Annotated in this window: 16 protein-coding genes; 8 read left to right on the top strand and 8 right to left on the bottom strand. The window is 58.6% G+C overall.

Annotated elements, in window-relative coordinates:
• Window positions 1–102: 102 nt before the first annotated feature.
• The 7 genes from MD273_RS13295 (at window position 103) to MD273_RS13325 (ending at window position 9263) form a co-directional block, all read left to right on the top strand.
• Window positions 103–918, top strand: coding sequence for an ABC transporter ATP-binding protein (locus MD273_RS13295; RefSeq protein WP_239038266.1), 816 nt, complete (start codon window positions 103–105; stop codon window positions 916–918).
• On the top strand, window positions 918–1796 hold the full coding sequence (locus MD273_RS13300) for a branched-chain amino acid ABC transporter permease (protein WP_239038267.1): 879 nt from the start codon (window positions 918–920) through the stop codon (window positions 1794–1796). Before MD273_RS13295 ends, MD273_RS13300 begins: the two co-directional genes overlap by 1 nt.
• 1 nt (window position 1797) lies before the next feature.
• Window positions 1798–2841 carry a branched-chain amino acid ABC transporter permease gene (locus MD273_RS13305; protein WP_239038268.1) on the top strand — a complete coding sequence of 348 codons (1044 nt, stop codon included), beginning with the start codon at window positions 1798–1800 and terminating at the stop codon, window positions 2839–2841.
• A 71-nt stretch (window positions 2842–2912) separates the two neighbouring features.
• Window positions 2913–4121 carry an ABC transporter substrate-binding protein gene (locus MD273_RS13310; protein ID WP_239038269.1) on the top strand — a complete coding sequence of 403 codons (1209 nt, stop codon included), beginning with the start codon at window positions 2913–2915 and terminating at the stop codon, window positions 4119–4121.
• 8 nt (window positions 4122–4129) lie between these two features.
• A complete protein-coding gene (locus MD273_RS13315) occupies window positions 4130–4939 on the top strand; it encodes an ABC transporter ATP-binding protein (RefSeq protein ID WP_239038270.1) in 810 nt (269 codons plus the stop codon).
• Entirely contained in the window at window positions 4936–6738 is a 1803-nt protein-coding gene (locus MD273_RS13320; RefSeq protein WP_239038271.1) for an AMP-dependent synthetase/ligase, read from the top strand. Before MD273_RS13315 ends, MD273_RS13320 begins: the two co-directional genes overlap by 4 nt.
• A gap of 161 nt (window positions 6739–6899) precedes the next feature.
• Window positions 6900–9263: a sensor domain-containing phosphodiesterase gene (locus MD273_RS13325; RefSeq protein ID WP_239038272.1), complete on the top strand. Its 2364-nt coding sequence runs from the start codon at window positions 6900–6902 to the stop codon at window positions 9261–9263.
• 44 nt (window positions 9264–9307) lie between these two features.
• Here the strand turns inward: MD273_RS13325 and MD273_RS13330 are convergent, their stop codons facing one another.
• From MD273_RS13330 to MD273_RS13340, 3 genes are all read right to left on the bottom strand, one after another.
• Window positions 9308–10255: a gluzincin family metallopeptidase gene (locus MD273_RS13330; protein WP_239038273.1), complete on the bottom strand. Its 948-nt coding sequence runs from the start codon at window positions 10253–10255 to the stop codon at window positions 9308–9310.
• A gap of 104 nt (window positions 10256–10359) precedes the next feature.
• Window positions 10360–13128: a mechanosensitive ion channel domain-containing protein gene (locus tag MD273_RS13335; protein ID WP_239038274.1), complete on the bottom strand. Its 2769-nt coding sequence runs from the start codon at window positions 13126–13128 to the stop codon at window positions 10360–10362.
• 100 nt (window positions 13129–13228) lie between these two features.
• Complete coding sequence (locus tag MD273_RS13340) at window positions 13229–13504, bottom strand: YebG family protein (RefSeq protein WP_239038275.1); 276 nt, start codon at window positions 13502–13504, stop codon at window positions 13229–13231.
• Window positions 13505–13734: 230 nt separating this feature from the next.
• Here MD273_RS13340 and MD273_RS13345 point away from each other — a divergent pair, with 230 nt between their 5' ends.
• Window positions 13735–14985, top strand: a complete 1251-nt coding sequence (locus MD273_RS13345) for an ABC transporter substrate-binding protein (RefSeq protein WP_239038276.1) — start codon at window positions 13735–13737, stop codon at window positions 14983–14985.
• A gap of 81 nt (window positions 14986–15066) precedes the next feature.
• On the opposite strand, the gene MD273_RS13350 is transcribed toward MD273_RS13345, so the two are convergent.
• From MD273_RS13350 to fdh3B, 5 genes are all read right to left on the bottom strand, one after another.
• Window positions 15067–16164 carry a GGDEF domain-containing protein gene (locus MD273_RS13350; RefSeq protein WP_239038277.1) on the bottom strand — a complete coding sequence of 366 codons (1098 nt, stop codon included), beginning with the start codon at window positions 16162–16164 and terminating at the stop codon, window positions 15067–15069.
• A gap of 216 nt (window positions 16165–16380) precedes the next feature.
• Window positions 16381–16620 (bottom strand): sulfurtransferase TusA family protein, encoded by a 240-nt coding sequence (locus MD273_RS13355; protein WP_239038278.1) that lies wholly within the window; start codon window positions 16618–16620, stop codon window positions 16381–16383.
• Window positions 16613–16738 (bottom strand): hypothetical protein, encoded by a 126-nt coding sequence (locus tag MD273_RS19100; RefSeq protein WP_285229165.1) that lies wholly within the window; start codon window positions 16736–16738, stop codon window positions 16613–16615. The genes MD273_RS13355 and MD273_RS19100 overlap by 8 nt, the downstream gene beginning before the upstream one ends.
• Entirely contained in the window at window positions 16735–17907 is a 1173-nt protein-coding gene (locus MD273_RS13360; RefSeq protein ID WP_239038279.1) for a formate dehydrogenase subunit gamma, read from the bottom strand. The genes MD273_RS19100 and MD273_RS13360 overlap by 4 nt, the downstream gene beginning before the upstream one ends.
• 87 nt (window positions 17908–17994) lie before the next feature.
• Window positions 17995–18603 carry a formate dehydrogenase FDH3 subunit beta gene (fdh3B, locus tag MD273_RS13365; RefSeq protein WP_239038280.1) on the bottom strand — a complete coding sequence of 203 codons (609 nt, stop codon included), beginning with the start codon at window positions 18601–18603 and terminating at the stop codon, window positions 17995–17997.
• Window positions 18604–18608 lie beyond the last annotated feature (5 nt).

Below are 18608 nucleotides of genomic sequence, written 5' to 3' on the forward strand. Positions count from 1 at the left end.
GAGAAAAAACAACAATTACAATCATCTTTGGGCGTAGGTTGGGTAGAAACGACACGTGGAAACGTGCCTCGCTGCCCGGCGCCAGGGGTGCCGGGAGGTGAAGTGAGCATCCTCGAGATCAGTGACCTGTCTCTGTCCTTTGGCGGTGTGAAGGCTCTTCAGGACGTCAGTTTCCGGGTGCCGGAGAACACCGTGACCACCATTATCGGTCCGAACGGTGCCGGCAAGACGTCGCTGTTCAACTGCATTTCCGGTTTCTACAAGCCCCAGCAGGGCACCATCCGCTACGAAGGGCGGGAGCTGTCCAGCGGCATCAAACCGCCGAAACGGGCCGCGCTTGGCCTGGCCCGAACGTTCCAGAACATTGCCCTGTTCCGTGGTATGACCGTATTGGACAACATCAAGCTGGGTGCCCATGTACACATGAACAGTGGCCTGCTGGCTTCCATGTTCTATTTCGGAGCGGCCCGTCGTGAAGAGATGGAGGTGCGCCGGGAGGTGGAGCACCGGATCATCGATTTTCTGGAAATCGACCATATCCGGCGCCAACCGGTGGCCAGTCTGTCCTACGGCCTGCAAAAGCGCGTCGAGCTGGCGCGCGCGCTGGCCATGCGCCCGAAGGTGCTGATGCTGGACGAGCCTGTGGCGGGTATGAACCGGGAAGAGAAGGAGGACATGGCCCGCTTCATCCTCGATATCCGTGAAGAATGGGGCGTCACCGTGCTGATGGTGGAGCACGACATGGGTATGGTGATGGACATTTCCGATCACATTGCCGTACTCAATTTCGGACAGGTCATTACCGAAGGCGAGCCGGCCGATGTACAGAAGAACCCCGAGGTGATCAAGGCGTATCTGGGTAACAGCGACATCGACAGTCTGCGCAGGAAGCTTAATCCCCAGGGGGAGGCGGCCTGATGGACTGGTTGTTCTTCGGTGAGATCAGCCTGGCCGGGCTGGCCATGGGTGGGCTCTACGCCCTGATTGCCCTTGGCTTCGTGATGATCTACAAGGCCACCCGGGTGATCAATTTCGCCATCGGTGAAATCATGATGTTCGCTGCTTACCTGTTCCTGGCGTTTGCCGGTGGCATGGAGTTGTCCGCCTGGATCGCGCTGCCACTGGCGGTGATCGGCGGCAGTATTCTGGGCGGGGTGATCGAGAAGACCATGATCCGCCCGATGCTGGGGGAGTCCCCGATCTCGGTAGTGATGGTGACCATCGGCATCGCCAGCATCCTGGTGGGGCTGGTGGAGTTCGTCTGGACCGCGGATCCGCAGTTGCTGCCCAATTTCCTGCCACGGGAACCGGTGTTTATCGGCCCGCTTTATCTGGCTCCGAAGATCGCCTACGGCTTCCTGATCGGTGCTGCCCTGTTGATCGTCTATCTGCTCTATTTCCGGTTTTCCCGGGGCGGGGTGGCGCTGAGGGCCACGGCCTCGGACCAGGCCGCCGCCTATTCCATGGGCATTAATGTGCGCCGGGTGTTCAACCTGGCCTGGGTGTTCGGCTCCCTGGCCGCCTCCCTGGCCGGTGTGTTGGTGGCGGCCACCGGGGGGCTCAGCCCCCAGTTCGGGATCATCGGGCTGAGTGTGCTGGTGGTGGTTATCGTCGGTGGCCTGGACAGCATTCTAGGTGCACTTGTGGCTGGCGTGTTCATTGGCTGGCTCGAAACTGTGGCCGGCGCCTATCTGGGAGGTGAGTACCGGATGCCGGCCACCTTCGTGGTGCTGGCGGTGATCCTGGTGATCCGTCCCTACGGCCTCTTCGGCACCCACGAAATAGAGCGAGTATAAGATGCGCATCGGTGACGCCAAACAGACCTACGAAGCCGATGAGGCAATCTGGACCAGCAACACCCAGAAGCTCTGGTTCGGCCTGTTGCTGCTGATTCTTCTGTTGTTCCCGTTCATGGCCGACTCCTATCTGCTGTACCTGGGCTGCCTGGTGGGCATTGCCGTGATCAGCACCACCGGCCTGAATATCCTGACCGGTTTCACCGGCCTCATTTCCCTGGGGCAGGCGGGCTTCATGGGGGTGGGTGCCTACACCGTGGCCTGGCTCTCTCTCAACACCGGTCTGCCATTTCCGGTCACCCTGTTGCTGGCCGGGCTCATGGCGGCCGCCGTCGGCATCCTGGTGGGGCTTCCCTCACTGCGGGTCAAGGGGCTGTATCTGGCCATTGCCACCCTGGCGGCCAGCGTGTTTCTGCATTTCATTTTCGCTGAGTGGGAATCGGTGACCGGTGGTATGGGCGGTTTGAGCCTGGAGCCGGCCCATCTGTTCGGGTGGACCTTCCAGAGCGATTTCCGGATGTATTTCATCATCGTGCCGCTGGCAGTGCTGATGGTGTTTGCCGCCCGCAATGTATTGCGGACCCGCGTCGGCCGGGCGTTTATTGCCATCCGCGACCGTGACATTTCCGCCGAGATCCTCGGTATCAACCTGTTACGGTACAAACTGATGTCCTTCGCGCTCAGCTCCTTCTATGCCGGGGTGGCCGGCGGGCTATTCGCCTATTTCTACCGGGTGGTGACCCCGGAGAGTTTTCCCCTCTCCATGTCCATCTTCTATCTGGCGGCGGTGATCGTCGGCGGCATGGGTAACCTGCTGGGCGGTATCCTCGGTGCCGCGTTCATGACCCTCGTGCCGGAAGCCCTGAAGCTGCTGACCGCCGCCCTGACACCGTTTTATCCCAATGCCCCGGTGTTCATGTCACCGATGCTGGAGATCATCTTCGGTGCCCTGATTGTCGGTTTCCTGATTTTTGAACCCCATGGCCTCGCGGAAATCTGGCACCGCATTCGCAGATTCTTCCGCCTGTGGCCATTCCGGAATTAACCGTGTTTCCCCGGGCCTGGTACCGGGAACCCGTGCAACAGCAACAACAAGAAGCAGCAAGGAGAAGAAACATGTTCAGAGACATCCTCAAAAAAGGGCGCCGGCTCGCCGGGCTTGGCAGCCTGGTCGCTGCGTTAACCGTAACCGCACCGGCCATGGCCCAGGACAAGGAGCCCATCGTGTTCGGTGGTTCGATCCCGCTCTCAGGGGTGTTTGCCTTTGCCGGCATCCATCTCCATGCGGGACTCACGGACTACACCAGCTGGATCAACAGCCAGGGCGGCATCAATGGCCATCCGGTGGAATACGTGATGGAGGACACCGCCTACGAGGTGGACCGCTCGGTGGCGGCTTTCAAGAAGATTTCCGGAAGCAGTTCACCGGCCACCTACTATGGTGACAGTACCGGCTTCATGAAGGCGATTGCCTCGGAGCTGAACAGCATGGGCACCACGCTGATGAGCGGTGCCTCCTTCGCCACTGCGCTGACGGATAACGAACAATATCCCTACCAGTTCATCCCCGGCCCCAGCTACAGTCAGATGTTCGGCATCATCCTGGAATACATTGCCTCCCAGGGCGAGGGTGGAGACATGCCGAACGTGGCCTTCGTCTATAGCGACACCGAGTTCGGCAAGGATCCGATCGAAAACGGCAAGGCCCGTGCCGCTGAGCTGGGCATCGAGGTGGTCGAGGAGATTGTCACCAAGCCCGGCAGCGTGGATGTGTCTGCAGAGGTCTTGAAGCTGCGCCGGGTGCGCCCGGATTACGTGGTGTTTCACGGCTACGTGCTGTCGCCGATCAACGAGTTCATGGTGCAGATGCGCCAGATGGGGCTGGACACCCAGTTCATGGGTACCTTCTGGTCCTCGGACAAGCTGATCATCGACAAGATGGGCGCGGATGCCGACGGCTACATGGGGGTCATGCCTTACAACTACTACGACAGTGAGGAAAGTGGCCCGATGCTGGATGCCCTGAGGGCGCAGGCCGAGAAGAGTGATCCGGACGCGGGCTACCGCCCGACCGGCTACATCCAGGGCTGGTTCAACGCCATGGTCTGGACGGAGGTGATCAAGCGCACCCTGGATGCCGGCAAGGAACTCAATGCCGACAACATGGCGGCGGCGCTGGCTTCCATCGAGGACTGGGACACCGGTGGCATCATCGGCATTCCGGTGACGGTGAAGGATATGTCGTTCCCGGTTGGACGGATCTGGCGGGTCAATGCCGAGGCCGGTCGCTACGAGCCGGTGTCGGACTGGATTCACCTCGACTGAGGGGCTGTATGGAAGCCTTACTGGAAATCGATAACATCGAGGTGGTCTACAACAAGGCAGTGCAGGTCCTTCGGGGCCTGTCCCTGCGGGTACCGAAGGGCGCCATCGTGGCGCTCCTCGGTTCCAACGGTGCCGGTAAATCCACCACGCTGAAAAGCGTTTCGGGGCTGCTCACCCTGGAGGACGGGGAGGTCACCGCCGGGGAAGTTCGCTTTCGTGGCAAGGATGTGAAGGGCGTGCCGCCGGAGAAACTGGTGCGCAATGGCCTGTTCCACGTGATGGAGGGGCGCCGGGTCTTTGAGGACCTGACCGTCGAGGAAAACCTGATTGCCGCTACCTATGCACTTACCGGCAACAAACCCTCCCTGAGTGACAGCTACGAGCTGGTCTACAACTACTTTCCGCGCCTCAAGGAACGGCGCAAGCAGCTGGCCGGCTACCTGTCGGGGGGCGAACAGCAGATGCTGGCGCTCGGCCGCGCACTGATTGCCCAGCCGGACCTGATCATGCTCGACGAACCCTCGCTGGGGCTGGCACCACTGCTGGTAGAGGAGATCTTCACCATCGTTGCCCGGATCAACCGGGAGCAGGGCACTGCCATCCTGCTGGTGGAGCAGAATGCGGCGGTTTCCCTAGCGATCGCCTCCTACGGTTACATCATGGAGAACGGCAAGATCGTGATCGATGGGCCGACGGAAAAGCTCACCGCCAACGAGGATGTCCAGGAGTTCTACCTCGGGGTGGGGGGTGCCGAAGGCGAAACCCGCAGTTACCGGGATATCAAGCATTACAAACGTCGCAAGCGATGGCTCTCATGACAACACCGACCGTACCCGAACTTACCCTTCCCCAGATGCTGCGGGCCCATGCCCGCGACCGTTCCGATCATCTGGCATTGCGCCAGAAGGACTTTGGCATCTGGCAGGCCTACACCTGGCAGGACTATTACCGGCGCGCCTGCCACTTTGGACTGGGGTTGCGGGCCCTGGGATTGTCCGAGGGTGGTCACGTGGCGATCATCTCCGAGAACCGGGTGGAGTGGGTGATAGCCCAGATGGGGATCGGTCTGGTGAACGGCATCTGCGTCGGTGTCTATCCCACCAGTCCCTGGAATGAGGTGGCCTATGTCCTCGAACACAGCGATGCCGAAATTGTGGTGTGCGAGGATCAGGAGCAGACCGACAAGGTTATCGAGGCCTGGGGCCAGCTGCCCCATTTGCAGCACTGTGTCACCATCGATATGAAGGGATTGCGCAGCTATCCGGCGCCTCCCACCGCCTTCGGGGCCGTGGAGGCCATGGGCCGGAAGTTCGAACAGCAACATCCGGACCTGATCGATAACATGCTCGCCCGCCAGGCCATGGACGACACCGCGCTGATGATCTACACCTCCGGCTCCACCGGGCGACCCAAGGGCGCCATGATCAGCTGGGGCAATCTGCACGCGGCGGCACCGGGGCTGATCGAACTGCTGGGTGTCGACCGGCATGCCTCCAGCCTGTCCTACCTGCCGCTATGCCATGTCGCTGAGCAGGCACTCACCAACATCGCCCCGGTCTATGTGGGCAGCACGGTAAGTTTCGGGGAGAGCCTGAGGACGGTGCAGGAGGATCTCCGTGAAATCGCCCCGACTTATTTTCTGGGCGTGCCCAGAATCTGGGAAAAGCTCCACTCCGCCATTTATATCAAGATCCAGGAGACCGGCCGACTACGCCAGGCCATGTTCAACCGGGCGATGCGGGCCTGCGAGCCCATGGCCACCAAGCCCCGGGAACGCTGGACCTTGCGGGAGAAGCTGGTCTACGGGCTCAGCTACTGGCTGATCTTCCGGGCCCTGCAGAACTACATCGGCCTGCGCCGCTGCCACATCGCCCTGACCGGGGCAGCACCGATCTCCACCGGTATCCTGTCGTTCTTCCGGACCATCGGCGTTCCCCTGGTGGAAGTCTACGGTCAGACGGAGAGCACTGGGGTGGCCACCGCCCAGCCTCTGGACAATATACAGCTGGGAACCGTAGGGGTTGCGGTGAAAGGCGTTGAGGTCAAGCTGGGCGAACGGAACGAAATCCTGATGCGCGGCGGCAGCATGTTCAAGGGCTATTACAAGAACGATGCGGCTACGGCCTCGACCTACAAAGACGGCTGGCTGCACACCGGTGACGTGGGGGAGTGGCGTGACGGCCAGCTGCGGATCGTTGATCGTCTGAAAGACATCATGATCACCGCCGGGGGCAAGAACCTCTCGCCCACGGAAATCGAGAACACGATCAAGGCGAGCCCCTACATCAAGGAATGCATCGTGATCGGGGAAGCGCGGAAGTATGTCTCGGCCCTGATCCAGATCGATTTCGAGACCGTGGCCAAGTGGGCGGAGCAGGAGCGGATTCCTTACACCACCTTCCGCAGCCTGGCCGAGAACGAGCAGGTCAACGAACTGATCCGTACCGAGATCGATAAGGGCAATGACACCTTGCCCCAGGTGGCTCAGATCAAGCGCTTCCACCTGCTGACCAAGGAACTGGACCACGATGATGATGAAGTCACGGCGACCATGAAGGTGCGCCGCAGCAACATCTACGAAAAATACATTGAGGTCATCGAGTCACTCTACGCATAGTGGCTTAAGAAACTTCAGAGCTCGGTCCTTCTCCTCTGAGCTTTTCCCGACACCAAGGTTTCTAAACGTTACAGAGCAAGCTAATCTTGCGGGGTAAAATTTCAGGGGTTAGCCCTCTGTTATTACCTGCTCACCGTTGCGGGAGCTCTTGGAGACTATTTATGGGGAAGGCCGAGACAGAAAAGAGTCGTCTTGCTGCTCTTGAACGGCTGGGGATTCTGGATACACGACAGGAGGAGAGGTTTGACCGCCTGACTTACCTGGCCCGGAGATTCTATTCGGTGCCAATAGCTCTGTTCTCCTTAATCGATCGGGACCGGCAATGGTTTAAATCCCGCCAGGGTCTCGAGACACAGGAAACACCACGTTCAGACGCAATCTGTGATCGCGCGATCGAGCAGGACAGGGTGTTTATCATCGAGGATGCCGCCAAGGATCCCAGGTTTTGTAACAATCCGCTCGTCACTGGCCCGCCTTATATCCGGTTCTATGCAGGCATGCCTGTTCGGGAGCCTACCGGCTTCAAGATTGGAACTCTCTGCATTATCGACAGAAAACCCCGCACCGTTCCGGATGTTGAGCTTGATGTACTCCGAAGCCTTGCGAACCTGATCGAAGATGAGATAGAGCGCGCGTACCTGAGTGATCACCATCAGGAATTCATGACCGTTTCCGAGTTGAATCGTGCAATTCAAAGAGCTCAAAACATATTCCTGACCTATGAGGACCACTCCGAAGCTTTCGAGATCATGTTAGAGGATCTGCTCAACCTGACCCACAGCCAGTTTGGTTTTATTGGTGAGGTTCGGCACAACGATCATGGCAATCCTTTCCTGGAGGTCGGAGCCATCACTAACATTGCCTGGAGTCCTGAAACAAAAGGGCTGTACCAGGAAGTTCAGCGCCGAGGCATGAGGTTCGAACGCCTGGATAACATGATCGGAGTATCCATTACCGCTGGAAAAGTAATTATCTCGAACGAGTTTGAATCGGATCCCAGGCGAGGCGGTTTGCCCGAGGGGCACCCTGAAATCTCCGCCTACATGGGTATTCCGATTTTTTCAGGTGATGAGCAGATTGGGCTCGTCGGATTGGCGAACCGCCACAACGGTTATTCCCCGAAAATCGCCAGTGAACTTGGTCCTTTGTTGCAGACCATCAGCCAGCTTATCGAGCGTAAGCGTTTGTTTGAAGAAAAGCTCAATCATAAGGAAAACCTCGAGAAGGCGGCTAATTTTGACGCTCTGACCGGCTTGCCCAATCGTCGCCTGATGACTGAACTCTTCGAGCGGGAGCTTGGTGAGGCCGATGAGAGGCAGGGTATTCTGTCGATTTGCTTTATTGATCTGGACGGGTTCAAAGAGATTAATGACACTCACGGTCATTCGGTTGGCGATGCCGTGCTGAAAACTGTGGCGGATCGCCTGAAAAGCGCAGTCAGAGAACACGATATTATCGCGAGGTTGGGGGGTGATGAGTTCGTTGCCATCATCCGGGACACGCAGGAGCCCTCAATCTATCGGCGGATTCTTGAAGAGATCAGGCGCCCGATTCCGTTCAGACGCCATGTTCTGCAGCTTTCAGGGAGCATGGGCGTGACGGTTTATCCTGCGGATCACTCGGATACCGATGGACTCCTGCGGCATGCCGACCAGGCAATGTATGCCGCAAAGGAGTCCGGCAAGAATCAGTACCAGGTGTTTGACCTTGAAACCCACGTTTCCCGGAAAGAGCGGGTGGAGATTCTGGAACAGATTCCGGCGGCTCTGGAAATGGGGCAGTTTGAGCTTTTTCTGCAACCGAAGATCGACTTGTTGAAAAATCGTGTTGAGGGATTCGAGGCCCTGATTCGCTGGCAGCACCCTGCGAGGGGACTGCTGAGCCCCATCAGTTTCCTGGGGCACCTGGAATATACGGAGTACGCTGCTGAGGTGGGCCGGTTTGTTATCCGCGATGCGGTCGAAAAGTTGAAGACATGGCAAGAAGAGGGGCTGGATTATTCGCTGAGCATTAATCTGAGCCCATCGCATTTCATCAGCGATGATTTCGTTGCGGATTTGAAATCGGCATTGGCCGGCTGTGAGGCGTCGATTCGTTCCCGGCTTATTCTTGAGCTTCTGGAAACAACGGCTCTGGATGAAACGGATCGGGTCATATCACTCCTGACTGAATGCCGGGCGCAGGGCGTGCTGGTGTCGCTGGACGACTTCGGAACAGGTTATTCGTCGCTGGATTACTTCAGACGATTGCCCACCGACGAAATCAAGATTGATCGCTCCTTTGTGACCGATATGCTGGAGGATGGCGAGGATGAGCTGATCGTCAGTGCGATCATCGGGCTCTCGAAGAACTTCAATAAACGCATCGTTGCCGAAGGGATCGAGAATCAGGAAACGCAGGACCGTATGCTGGAAATGGGGTGTCGGCTTGTCCAGGGCTATTTCTACACCAAGCCCCTACCTGCAGCAGAGGCGCTGGAATGGGCCCGGGAATTTCACGCAGCCAGAGATAGAGCGTCTCGATAAGTAGTCTGTTGCCGACCGGGTTGCCCGATACCTGACAGTCGGCATCAGTAGCTGTTTCTTAACAGTTCATGGTACTCGGTCTTGAACCTTTCGAGGCTCAGGTAGCGGTTGCGATGGTCTACCAGTCCGGCGGCATTGAAGGCTTCGACGAAGGCCAGCGATTCGCCGGAGGCCGTGGTGCCGTCCAGGCCCTCCCAGTCTGCGAACTGCACGAGATCCAGCAGGACTGTCAGCGCCAGTGGGCCGTTCGCCTCTTCCAGGTAATGGTAGGCCAGCGCGTAATGTTCGAAGCGGTAATCGGCGGTGGTGGCATCGAAGACCGTGACATCCATCAGCGGGTCGTAATCATAGTGCTGGTAGACCGGCGCAATGGGCTCGCCGGCCACCACCGATGCCTGGCCCTCGGCAAACCACAGGGGCAGCAACGAATGCCGGGCCTGATAGCGGCTCAGGTTCTCCTGAACGAAATGGGCCAGTTCATGGGTGATGATCCGGTCTGAGTCGTAGGGCCACTGGCTGGCGTAGGGCATGATGCTGACGGCGGCGACGGAAGCGGATGCAAACTCGCTTCTGGACAGCGTCGGGCTCAGGCAGCCAATCAGATGGTCCGGATCCGGCACGGACGTACTGCGGTCCTCGACAAACTCCGGCCAGCGCAACTGGAACCGGCTCAGTACGCCGTCAATCCGTCGCTCCAGCTCCGTTGCCGCCGCCCGGAAGTCGGTCTCGCTGTAGGCGGGGGAGCCATAGACCCGGACCCGACCGCTGTCAGTCTCAAAATACAGGGAATCATCAATGCAGGCTTCCGCCGCCACATCCAGGCTCCAGGAATCGTCCGGGAAATCTTCGCCGGTGTCACCGATATAGAGGAAGAATCCCGAAGAGAACGAATCCCGGTCGTGTTCATCATCAAAACCTTCGGAGACCGTCACCTTGCAGCCAGATATCAGCGTGAGGGTAAGGCCCATAACGACTGCTGTGATTCTTCCCATCCCAACCTCCGGCGGTATTGTTGTTACCCGTTATCTTCTCAAAGCGGGCAACGGGATGTCGTCAACCGGTGTAAAGATCCGGTAAATGCCGCTTTCTTCCAGTCCTATTCCGGACGAGTTTCCTGATCCTTGCGCGTATGGGTGGTGCTGCCCGGAAACGACGCCGTTGCGGTGCGGATGTGAATGTCCCGTTGCGGGAAGGGAATCTCGATTCCCGCTTCCCGCAGCGACCGGGTGATGGTGGCGTGCAGTTCGTGGGACAGGGGCATGATGTCCCCGATTTCGCGCACAAAGACCCGGATCTCGAAGTTCACGCTGCTGTCGCCCAGGCCAACACAGAACACCGCCGGGGCCGGGTCATTCACGACCCGCTCGTTGTCGGTGGCAATCCGGAACAGCAGGTCCTGGACCTTGTCCACATCGGAACCGTAGGCCACGCCCACCCTGACGATGACCCGGGTAATGGCGTCGGTCAGGGTCCAGTTGGTCAGGTCCTGCGTAACGAAAGTCTTGTTGGGTATGATCTGTTCCTTGCGATCCCAGTCCACCAGGGTGGTGGCGCGGATACGGATCCGGGAGACGGTGCCGGTGATGCCGCCAATGGAGACGGTGTCGCCGACACGGATGGGGCGCTCGAACAGCAGTATCAGACCCGAGACGAAGTTGGCCACAATCTCCTGCAGGCCAAAGCCCAGGCCCACACCGAGGGCCGCCACCAGCCATTGCAGTTTCGACCACTGCAGCCCCAGCACCCCGAGCGCGGCGATGATGCCGATAAAGACAATGATGTAGGTGGCCATGGTGGTGATGGCGTAACCGACCCCCGGCTCCAGGCGTAGCCTGCTCAGGAACATCACCTCCAGGGTCCCAGGAAGGTTGCGGGCGGCCAGCACGGTACCTGCTCCGACCGCAAGCGCCAGCATCAGGTCGCCCAGGTTGATGGGCACCGGAGTTTCCCCTTCCACGCCGGTATCGATGCTCCAGAGCGTGATGGCGTCGAAGATGCCCAGGGCCGGGAATACATCGTCCCACAGCATCCAGAGGCCGATGCCGGCCACCACGAGGGACAGGGTGCGAAGCAGCGTCTCGCTCTGCTGACTGATGTCATTCATATCCTGCCGGGGCGAGTCGTAGCTTGCCGGCATGGCCTCACCGGTGGACTCTGCGGCTTCGCGGGCTTCTGCCAGCTTGCGCTCGGCCTCGCGCTCTTCGAGCCGCCGTACCAGGGCCATGCGCCGTTCCCGGACGGTCAGCCCCCGCAGTCCGAGGTAATGCAGCAGGATGACAAAGGCGAGCCAGCAGATGCTCATGAACATCAGACCTTCAAGGCGAACGGCACTGTAGTGGTAGCCCCAGGCCGAGAGCGCCGCCAGCATGGGAGGTACCGCAACGGCGACAACGTGCAACACCTTTAGCGCCCGTCGACTCGGCTGATCCTGGCGTACGGCGGACATGAACTGGTGAGCAAACCAGGCCAGCGCCAGTGATGCGATGGCGAAGAGCGTGCGGCCCAGACTGTCGCTGTAGACCGATCCCTCGGGCAATGCCATGGCCGGCATGATGATGACGATGGGCGTCAGGACCCAGAGCAGAAGCGGAATCTGTTTACGCAGAGCCTGCAGGGTGTTGGGATTCCAATGGAAGTGCTGCTCTCCCAAACCACCCGGATAGGCAACGGTATAGACCGTCCTTAGCAGCAACATGGTAAACGCGGCATTGGAGAAACCCCGGGACAACGCATGCAGGAATTCGTTGCCTTCATCGAGCAGTAATGACGTGATACCCAGCGCGATCACCGCGGGAAGGGCTCGCAACAGGCTGAGGAGGCTGGCATACAGTGTCAGGTTCCAGTGGTCCTTGCCGACGTTGCCCACGTCTTCCCCGGACTCGGCCAATGCCCGGCGGATGGGCCTGCGTCGGGCCGAGAGGACGATCAGCAGGGCCGCAAGCAGGGCGATTTCAGGCCAGTGTTCATCGAGCGAGGTTTTGACGCCCTCCCCTAAAGGGGTCCATTCCAGGCTCGATGCCAGCCAGCTGACGCCCTCGAACAGCTTTCCGAAGGTAGCCAGGTCAATGGCCTCGGTGCTGGGTAACCAGAACAGGCGTTGCTGCAGGAGTTCCTTGTAGGCTTCCAGCCGGTCCTGCAGCTCGGCGACGGTGTTGTAATAGTCGTTCAGCACTTCAATGTGCTCGGTGACCACCCCGTGCAATTCTCGCAGCAGCTGCGAGCGCCTGACTTCCAGCTGGCCGCGGATGTCGTCGCTTGGATTGATCACCGCTTCGAACTCTTCCAGGCGCAGCTGCTCTTCGCGGGCTGCGGAGAGCTGGGCGGTGATGCCCTGGGTCAGACCGGCGGCAATGGTCTGGCTGCGCAAACGTTCCAGCCGTTGACGTAGCAGATTGGCGTAATCGTCGGTGAGATTCAGCCCGGCCCGCTCCAGCCGGAGCTGGAAGCTCTCGTATTCGTTGTCCAGTCGCTTGAGCAGGGATTCGGCAAAGGCCAGTCGCTCCTGACTGGTGCCCAGTGCTTTACGGCGGGCGGCGAGCGCTTCACCCAGTTTCTGGATGTGCTGGCGAATGTCCTCGTTCTCGGGTGTCGGCAGCTGGCTTTCCAGAGGCTCTTCCAGTGCCTCGATCTCCGGCTTTACCGGGGTAGGAGAGGGTTCGGGTTCTTTCTCTTCTTCCGAGGCATTCTTGCTGTCGGTTTCTTCCTTGTCTTTTGCTTCGTCCGCACTCACAGGGGGCTGCTGTTCAGTCTGGGTCTGCACCGGAGGAAGCAGGTCGTCCAGTGCAGCAGTAACCTGCTTGGCGACAGCTCCGCTGGTCCACAGGGACAGAGAGCAGAGCAATAGGAAAAGACAGCGTATATTCATGGATGGAAAGAGACCCCGCACGGCTTTCCGATAGTGTAGCCAGAATAAGGTGCGGGGAGGAGAAGAACGGCGTTACGGTCGTGTAAATGGCGGTGCCAGCTTACTCGCCGGCCTCGGCGTTCAGCAGCTGTGGCTTCTTCAGGGCCTTCTGGAACAGGTCCTTTTCCTCAGCAATGGCCATGGCGCACTGTTCGGCCAGGTCCTCGCCCAGGCCCTCAACTTTGCGCTCAAGGAACATCTGGATGTTCTCGGCCAGTTCCAGAATCTTGTCTCGGGCATCCGCCTCGGCTTTGGATTGAAAAAGCATCGTTTCGGGATTCTTCAGCGCCATTTCCAGGCCATCCTTATCCGAATAATAGAGTGCTTGTACTGCCATGAGGTTTCCTCGCAGTCTTTGGGAACTGTATGTTTGTACAGTAGTGAATGGTACACGAGTGCGGAGGAATTGAGGAGTCGAATAAACACGCTTGAGCGAAGTCAAGGTGCCGGGGATACAGTCCGTAACCAAAAATACCCCTCTTTTTACGTTGAACGACCGTTCAGTCTTTTAAATGCGGGTATAGTTCTGACACCAAAAAATACAAGACAAATCAGAGGACTGTATCAATGAAAAGGAGAGCAACCCTGCTCGCAGGCTTGATCCTGTGTATCGCCAGTTTCCCGCTGATGGCGGAAACGATACGGCTGGGTTTCAATTACCCTGAGTCCGGACGTTACAAGAACCTTGGCTTACAGCAGCGGCTCGCCGCCTTTCTGGCGGTGAATGAAATCAACGAAACGGGAGGCATCCTCGGCAGGGAGGTAGAGCTGGTCATTCGCAATACGGCCGGCGAGCCCGAACGGGGCGCCGCGAATACGGAAGAGCTGATCCGCGAAGAAAACGTGGACATGGTCTTCGGGGGCGCGTCCAGTGCGGTGACGATTGCCTCGGGCAAGGTCGCGAAAAAGCTCGGCCGTCTGTATTTCGGAACAACAACCTCCGCCAATGCCACCACCGGCAGCGAAGGGCACGACCATATGTTTCGCGAGTACCCCAACGCCTGGATGACGGCGAATGCGTTGGGTCACTATCTGACGGAAAACTTCGGCGACGCCAACTATTTCTATGTGACCGCCGATTACACCTGGGGGCACTCCTCTGAGGCGTCGCTTCGCGAATTTACCAATACCTCCGATACGGAAAAGCACCCCCACGCGCTGACCCCCTTCCCGCGGGCCCTCATCCGGGATTTCAGAAAGGCTCTGGAGACCGCCGAAGCGAGCGATGCCGACGTGCTGGTCCTGGTGCTCTACGGTGACGACCTGGTCCGGGCACTTCAGGTCGCCTATGAGATGGGTCTGAAAGACAAGGTTCAGATTATCCTGCCCAATATCACGCTGGGTATCGCCCAGGCTGTCGGTGCGACCATCCTGGAAGGCGTGATCTCGACCACCCCCTGGGAGTGGACGATTCCATATCAGCTCGATTTCCCGCGTGGCAAGGAGTTTGTCGAGGCGTTTACGCAAGAATACGGGGTCCGGCCGACCTCTACCGCGGCCACCGCTTATGACATTGTCTACGAGTACAAGAGTGCGGTGGAGCGTGCCGGAACCACCGATACTCAGGCGTTGATCAAGGCCCTGGAAGGACATGAGTACACGTTGCTCAAGGACCGGCAACAGTGGCGGGCATTCGATCACCAGAATCTGCAGACCGTTTATGTGGTCCGCAGTAAGCCTCGCAACCAAGTGCTGAGCGACGAGCTGCGCAGTGACTTCTTCGAAGTTGTCGGATCGCTGGAGGGCGAGAAAGCCGCGCAGACCCTGGAACAATGGAAGGCCGAGCGGGCTGCGGCGAACAAGCCTCCCTATCTGTAAAGGCGGCCGCCCGGATAGCCTTTGAAAATGCCCTGCTGGATGCAGGGCATTTTGCAGGTGGCTCGGGTTGAGCTTCCGGACTCACACCCGCTCTGCGGATGCTGTGCCAGGGATCGATCCGGGACTTTCGTTATCGTGCATCACAACCCGGTTGCGGCCCTGGGCCTTTGCCATGTACAGATGTCTGTCGGCAATTGCGAACAGCTCCTTCCCGCCTTGCGAATCGGGATCCCCGGTGGCAACGCCGACGCTGATGGTCACCGGAAGCTGGCCCGCTTCCGTGGTGAAGGGTTCTTTTGCCACCGCCATCCTTATGGCCTCGGCGCGCTGTTGCACAGTCTGGCGATCGCCGACCCGCAGCAAGACAGCGAATTCCTCGCCGCCAAGCCGGCCCACGAGATCTTCGGCCCGAACTGCAGACGTAAGTCTTCGGGTCATGGCAATAATGACCTCGTCGCCGACGGCATGCCCATGGACGTCGTTGACCTGTTTGAAGTTGTCGATATCGACCAGCAGGAGTGAATAGAGTTGGCCGGTTGCCTGCATCTCCCTTTGTACGTCGGTCATTATCTCGATGAAATGACGCCGGTTGGATATTCCGGTCAGGAAGTCGCGGTCTGCTAACGTCTGGAGCTTCTCCTGTGCGCTTTCCCGCGAGCGCTCTTGGCAATAGGCTGCAACACCACCAGCGGTAAGTGCACCGAAGATGTTCACCAGTGAGGCATTCCCCTGCACGGCTGGCCACTCGGTTCGGTTGGCGAAGATCAGTGCGGCCAGTAGGCCGAGAAAGGCAACGTAAGTGGGAACTGCCCTGCGTGTCCCTAGCAGGAAGAAGTTGATCATTACGAAGAACACCGCCCAAACCGACGCCGAGAAATCACCCCGCACGTAGTAAAAGAAAAACAGAGTCAATCCACCGGCCGAGAGTACGGAGACCCAGGCGGCTCGCTCAACGTTTTGATGGCGTTGCAGATCAAATAATGCAGCGAGAGTGATCACGAGGAAGATGAATTCGACGGCCGTGAGCAAATACGCCTGAAAGAAAATCAGGTTGATCAAGCCGAGAACAAGAGAGGTTGCTGCCAGGATAACGAGGCAGAAATACGCTACCGTGGCTCGTCGATGATCAATTTTCCCGCCGTCTGGCGGATTACGGTCGAACCCCCGTATAGGCGTCAATGGTCAAACTCCCCATCTTCGTTGCATCACGATTGTAGTTTAAAGTCTTTCATATGCAATATTACCAGCCCGGCGGCTCCGCATGGCCCCCCGATAGTGTGGTTTTTGCTCAATTGCCCGGCAACAATGAATTGCGAAAAAAAAGGATGTATGCCTGAGGGACCTGCAACGGCGATCTGGCGGGTAGAGAATGATCGGTAAAAATGATGGCTGTAACTATGCGAGACAGATCCGGTAGCGGAGGACGCCCTTGTCCTCCTCCCTAATCCATTCAATCCGGTGACCGGTGACCTCGCAAAGTGCCTGCATATCCTTGCGGCCACTCGGGTCATCGGCCAGGAACTCGACCTGCGTCCCACTGGGCAGGTCCTGAGTGCGTTTTTTGAAGCGCAGAATCGGGAGAGGGCATACCAAACCGACGGCATCGATCTGGTATACCTCAGACTGATCAGTCAAGACGCACGCTCTCACTGCTGGTTTGTTCGGCAGATGACCAGCCGAACTGGTTCAGAACCACCGGAGCAAGTGAGGCGATCAACAGGGCTGCGACAAATGCGGAAATCATGACCTTCACGATGATTCTCCCTTGCCTTGTTTAGCCTCGACCTCGGCCACCCAGAGATCGTGATGCTGGCGCGCCCACTCCAGGTCCACCTGACCGTTACCCATGGCATCGAACGCACCTTCCATGCCGACCGAGCCGATGTAGATGTGGGCAATGATGGCCACCATCATCACAAAGGCCACAATCGAATGCCAGATGTTGGCGTATTGCATCTCTTCGTGCGGTGCCAGTTCCGTTGGGAGACTGGTCCCCAGGACACTGTTGATGACACCAAAGGTGTCCGCAAACATGGGCATCTGGAACGGGAACAGTAGTGACAGACCAGAGAGGGAGACGGACACGCCCAACAACATCACGGTCCAGAAGATGATTTTCTGGCCGGCGTTGAATTTCTTCGCGGAGGGGTGGCTCTTGGTAAAGATACCTCCTCCCGCTTTCAGCCACTGCCAATCCAGCTTATTGGGAATGTTGTGGGCAACCCACATGACAAAGGTCATGACCAGGCCCAGCATAAAAGCCCAGGCAACATTGTTATGAAGCCACTTGGACCCGGTAGCGAGGGTGGAAAAAGCGTCGAGCCCGATCACGGGAATCAGGAAGCTGCGTCCCATCAAGGTGATCAGCCCCGTGAGACCGAGTACGATAAACGAGCCGGCGAGCAGCCAGTGGCCAAACCGTTCGATGGCCTTGAACCGTTCAATGGTGGTGCCTGCTGGGCCGCCATCGATCATGATTCTGCCGCGAACGAAGTAGAACACGACGAGCAGTAAGATGATGCCCAACAGGGCGCCGCCGCCGTAGGTGATGACCGGTCCTTCGCGCAGCTTGTACCAGGCAATGCCTTCGTCCTGAATCATCACGGTATTGGCCGGGCCGGGTGACTGAACGGTGGGGTCGATCTTGTTATAGCGAACAGATCTCCAGATATCGGCGTCAGAGCGCCCCCCCAGCGTACCCAGTTGGCCACTTGCGGGCGCCGCATTGGCGGGATCTCCGAGGTTTTCAGACCGAAAGGACTCGTCGATCTTCAGCTGTTCCTGACGGCGCATGATGTCTTCGAGGGTTTGAGCTCCCCCTGTGGCCGTTCTGTCAACCGTCGGAGTCTCTTGTGCCCAGACAGGGTTGAAGAACAGTGTCGCCAGCGCGAGTATGGCGGCACTACATAGTTTTGATTTCATGAAAGCACTCCAACGGAATCGACAAGAAGAAATCGTTGCCTCATTGAATGCCGGGACCCCGCAGGGTCCCGGAACACTCAGATCAGCTTATGGCGCCTTCTTCTCATAGGCTGTGCCCCATCCCCAGGCGCCGGAACCGAACCCGCGGTTCACCACACGCTGGCGGTAGATGTCCGCCACCTCGTTGCCGTCGCCGGCCAACAGGGCTTTGGTCGAGCACATTTCCGCACAGAGTGGCAATTTGCCCTCTGCGATACGGTTGCGGCCGTACTTGGAGAATTCGGCAGTGGAATTATCTTCCTCCGGACCGCCTGCACAGAACGTGCATTTGTCCATCTTGCCCCGGCTGCCAAAGTTGCCCGCCTGGGGGAACTGGGGCGCGCCGAATGGGCAGGCATAGAAGCAGTACCCACAACCGATACACAGATCCTTGGAGTGCAACACGATGCCGTCCTCGGTCTGGTAGAAGCAGTCCACCGGGCAGACGGCCATACAGGGCGCGTCCGAGCAGTGCATGCAGGCGACCGAGATCGAGCGCTCACCGGGCGTGCCATCTTCGATGGTCACCACGCGTCGACGGTTGATGCCCCAAGGGACCTCATGCTCATTTTTACAGGCCGTTACGCAGGCATTGCATTCGATGCAGCGTTCGGCGTCGCAAAGGAATTTTGCGCGTGCTTGTCCTTCAAGTGCCATGGTCT

The organism is Marinobacter sp. C7 (genome assembly GCF_022343555.1).
Lineage (GTDB): Bacteria > Pseudomonadota > Gammaproteobacteria > Pseudomonadales > Oleiphilaceae > Marinobacter.

Bases quoted from the DNA above. Each gene is read 5' to 3' on its own strand.
- MD273_RS13335 (WP_239038274.1), bottom strand. From the start codon at position 13,128: ATGAATATACGCTGTCTTTTCCTATTGCTCTGCTCTCTGTCCCTGTGG.
- MD273_RS13345 (WP_239038276.1), top strand. From the start codon at position 13,735: ATGAAAAGGAGAGCAACCCTGCTCGCAGGCTTGATCCTGTGTATCGCC.
- MD273_RS13330 (WP_239038273.1), bottom strand. From the start codon at position 10,255: ATGGGAAGAATCACAGCAGTCGTTATGGGCCTTACCCTCACGCTGATA.
- fdh3B (WP_239038280.1), bottom strand. From the start codon at position 18,603: ATGGCACTTGAAGGACAAGCACGCGCAAAATTCCTTTGCGACGCCGAA.
- MD273_RS13325 (WP_239038272.1), top strand. From the start codon at position 6,900: ATGGGGAAGGCCGAGACAGAAAAGAGTCGTCTTGCTGCTCTTGAACGG.
- MD273_RS13305 (WP_239038268.1), top strand. From the start codon at position 1,798: ATGCGCATCGGTGACGCCAAACAGACCTACGAAGCCGATGAGGCAATC.
- MD273_RS13310 (WP_239038269.1), top strand. From the start codon at position 2,913: ATGTTCAGAGACATCCTCAAAAAAGGGCGCCGGCTCGCCGGGCTTGGC.
- MD273_RS13340 (WP_239038275.1), bottom strand. From the start codon at position 13,504: ATGGCAGTACAAGCACTCTATTATTCGGATAAGGATGGCCTGGAAATG.
- MD273_RS13315 (WP_239038270.1), top strand. From the start codon at position 4,130: ATGGAAGCCTTACTGGAAATCGATAACATCGAGGTGGTCTACAACAAG.
- MD273_RS13300 (WP_239038267.1), top strand. From the start codon at position 918: ATGGACTGGTTGTTCTTCGGTGAGATCAGCCTGGCCGGGCTGGCCATG.
- MD273_RS13320 (WP_239038271.1), top strand. From the start codon at position 4,936: ATGACAACACCGACCGTACCCGAACTTACCCTTCCCCAGATGCTGCGG.
- MD273_RS13360 (WP_239038279.1), bottom strand. From the start codon at position 17,907: ATGAAATCAAAACTATGTAGTGCCGCCATACTCGCGCTGGCGACACTG.